The sequence below is a fragment of the Neobacillus drentensis genome, from assembly GCF_036962765.1.
GTDB classification, from domain to species: domain Bacteria; phylum Bacillota; class Bacilli; order Bacillales; family Cytobacillaceae; genus Neobacillus; species Neobacillus drentensis_C.
The window spans coordinates 1,256-3,901 of the sequence record NZ_JBALOS010000413.1; the positions used below are offsets into that span (position 1 = coordinate 1,256).

At 36.5% G+C, this 2,646-nt stretch carries 4 protein-coding genes; 1 reads left to right on the forward strand and 3 read right to left on the reverse strand.

The annotated features are described in order from the left end of the window. Nucleotides 1-110: 110 nt before the first annotated feature. Nucleotides 111-374: a hypothetical protein gene (locus V7137_RS30210; protein ID WP_026566627.1), complete on the forward strand. Its 264-nt coding sequence runs from the start codon at nucleotides 111-113 to the stop codon at nucleotides 372-374. A gap of 59 nt (nucleotides 375-433) precedes the next feature. Here the strand turns inward: V7137_RS30210 and V7137_RS30215 are convergent, their stop codons facing one another. From V7137_RS30215 to hxlA, 3 genes are all read right to left on the reverse strand, one after another. Then, on the reverse strand, nucleotides 434-1,153 hold the full coding sequence (locus V7137_RS30215) for a 3-ketoacyl-ACP reductase (RefSeq protein ID WP_026566628.1): 720 nt from the start codon (nucleotides 1,151-1,153) through the stop codon (nucleotides 434-436). A gap of 115 nt (nucleotides 1,154-1,268) precedes the next feature. Beyond that, nucleotides 1,269-1,826: a 6-phospho-3-hexuloisomerase gene (hxlB, locus tag V7137_RS30220; RefSeq protein WP_335701485.1), complete on the reverse strand. Its 558-nt coding sequence runs from the start codon at nucleotides 1,824-1,826 to the stop codon at nucleotides 1,269-1,271. Nucleotides 1,827-1,834: 8 nt separating this feature from the next. Continuing rightward, on the reverse strand, nucleotides 1,835-2,467 hold the full coding sequence (gene hxlA / locus V7137_RS30225; protein WP_335701486.1) for a 3-hexulose-6-phosphate synthase: 633 nt from the start codon (nucleotides 2,465-2,467) through the stop codon (nucleotides 1,835-1,837). Nucleotides 2,468-2,646 lie beyond the last annotated feature (179 nt).

A 2,646-nucleotide genomic window follows, 5' to 3' on the forward strand; every position in this document is an offset into this window, starting at 1 on the left:
ATAAATCAAACATTTGAAAAGCCCTCATATTCTTTAAATTTGAGGAGTAAAGATTTATTTAACATATTATGTGGGAAAACTATCCTATACTGACTTTGAGGAGTGAGAGGATGTTCGTGAAAGGGAACATTATTGCAGGTGAATTTGATTCGACTATCAATGAATTTTCCTTACAGAAAGTTAAGAATTTCGAAACAGAGTCGGTCCTTAATGAAGACCAGTTAAATAATATTTATCATTATTTAAAAAAACATCAGCATGAAGAGGATGGGCAAATTATTACTTTATACGATCAAATGCTTGTACGCTTAGCACAGAATGAAGTTAACCAGTTAATTGTTGATTTAGAGAAAGTAATGTCCTTGTATCACTGATACATATAAGAGTATTTTGTACGAACTAAAGAAGCAGACCCCACTGGATCTGCTTCGTTTTATGATGGATTTGTTGACCATAATCCAGCTGTTTTAACGAATACTCTTGGATTAAATTTTAAACTAGCCACGACTAATTCTGCAAGGTCTTCTGGGTGCATAACGTTTTCTTCATTGCCCTTAACAAGATTTGTATCAATGGCTAAATCTGTAACGACCGTACTTGGTGTTAAAGCAGTAACACGGACATTATGTTTTCTTACTTCTAGCATAAGTGATTCTGTTAGCCCTAAAACAGCGAATTTAGAAGCACTGTAAGCACTTGTAACAGGAGCACCTTTTTGGCCAGCAGATGAAGAGATATTGATAATATCTCCTGATTTTCTTTCGATCATTCCTGGTAATACTGCTCTTGTTACATTATACACACCCATTAAATTGACTTGTATGATTTTTTCCCATTCTTCTGGTGTTAGATCAAGGAACCCACCAAATTTAGCAACACCAGCATTATTGATTAGGATATCAATTGGGCCTAAGTCTGATTTGATATGTTCAACAGCATGGGTAACGGATTCGAGATCGGTCACATCTGCTGTTGCTGCAGAAACCTTTACATCAAATTGTGCTAGTTCAGCAGCTACCTTTTCTAGATTAGACATATTTAAGCCGATTAGGCCTAAATGAACGCCTTCTTTTGCTAAGGCGATAGCAGTAGCACGTCCAATGCCTCTTCCTGCGCCAGTAACTATTGCAGTTTTTCCATTTAAAGAAATCATTTTATCACTCCTAAAATTATTACAAATTGAAGTATTTCATTCTAACAGAAAGACCGCAATCTTGCATGGAAACAGCTTGCGGTCTTTCCTATTTAGAACTCGAGGAATAATATATTTATTCTAAGTTGGCGTGTCTACCGTACATTTTATTGGTATCCAAACCTTTTTTCTCCATGAACCGAAGAATCACAGCGTCGTAAAATAGTAAAAGTGTTTGCTCAAATAATGAGCCCATTGGTTGAATCGTCTTAAAATCACTCTCCGACTGATCTTTAGGTGAGCCAGGCAACTTAATTGTGATATCCGCTAATTGTCCAATAGTGGACTCAGGGAAAATGGTAACAGTTGCAATCGTCCCACCGATGCTTTTTGCTTTCTCAGCCATGGAAACTAAACCTTTTGTTTCTCCTGAACCTGATCCAATGATTAAGATGTCATCTTTTTCAAAGTTAGGGGTTACTGTTTCGCCGATCACATAGGCATCTATCCCCATGTGCATCATTCGCATGGCGAATGATTTGGCCATAAATCCAGATCTACCTGCGCCTGCAACAAAGATTTTTTTTGATTCAAGAATCCCATTAACTAATTTTTCAGCTTCATCATTCGAAATTAAATCTACGGAGCGATTTAACTCTTTTATGATATCAGCTAGGTATTGAGTTGTATTCATGATCTGAATTACCCTTGATTAATCATTTGTTGCATTTTGGCAGCAGCAGCTTTTTTATCAGCTTGTCCAGTAATCCCGCCACCTACAATGACAAGGTCTGGTTGTACTCTGATGACTTCTGGAAGTGTTTCTAACTTAATACCACCTGCGATTGCAGTTTTAGCATTTTTTACAACACCTTTGATGGTTTGTAAATCTTCAAAAGAGTTCTTTCCAACTGCTTGAAGATCGTAGCCAGTATGAACACAAATATAATCAACACCCATAGCGTCCACTTCTTTTGCACGTCCAGCAAGATCTTTTACAGCAATCATATCAACAAGGATTTTTTTACCTTGTTTTTTCGCTTCTTCAACAGCACCTTTAATAGACATATCTTCAGCAGTTCCAAGAATTGTGACGATATCAGCACCTGCTTCAGAAGCCTTCATTACTTCATAACCAGCTGCATCCATAATTTTAAGGTCTGCTAAAACTTTTAAATTAGGGAATGCTTCTTTTACTGCCTTTACTGCATGGAGACCTTCATTGATAACAACAGGTGTTCCGATTTCAACGATATCAATATGTTCCTCCACTTCTTTTACCAACTGAATTGCTTCTGGGATATTGACTAAATCTAATGCTAATTGTAATTCCATCTATATTCACTCCTATAATTTTTTTATTGTTGTACAGTGATAATGTTCCCAAAGGGTAATAATACTTTTACAGTAATACTATCCTTATAGTGCATTATCTGTACCTGCCAGCAATAAGGGATTTCATGTTCTCTCGGTGAACAATTGCAAGTATACTACGTATATAACAACAATAAAAG

Coding starts and splice junctions, on each gene's coding strand:
- V7137_RS30215 (WP_026566628.1), bottom strand. CDS start 1,153: ATGATTTCTTTAAATGGAAAAACTGCAATAGTTACTGGCGCAGGAAGA.
- hxlB (WP_335701485.1), bottom strand. CDS start 1,826: ATGAATACAACTCAATACCTAGCTGATATCATAAAAGAGTTAAATCGC.
- hxlA (WP_335701486.1), bottom strand. CDS start 2,467: ATGGAATTACAATTAGCATTAGATTTAGTCAATATCCCAGAAGCAATT.
- V7137_RS30210 (WP_026566627.1), top strand. CDS start 111: ATGTTCGTGAAAGGGAACATTATTGCAGGTGAATTTGATTCGACTATC.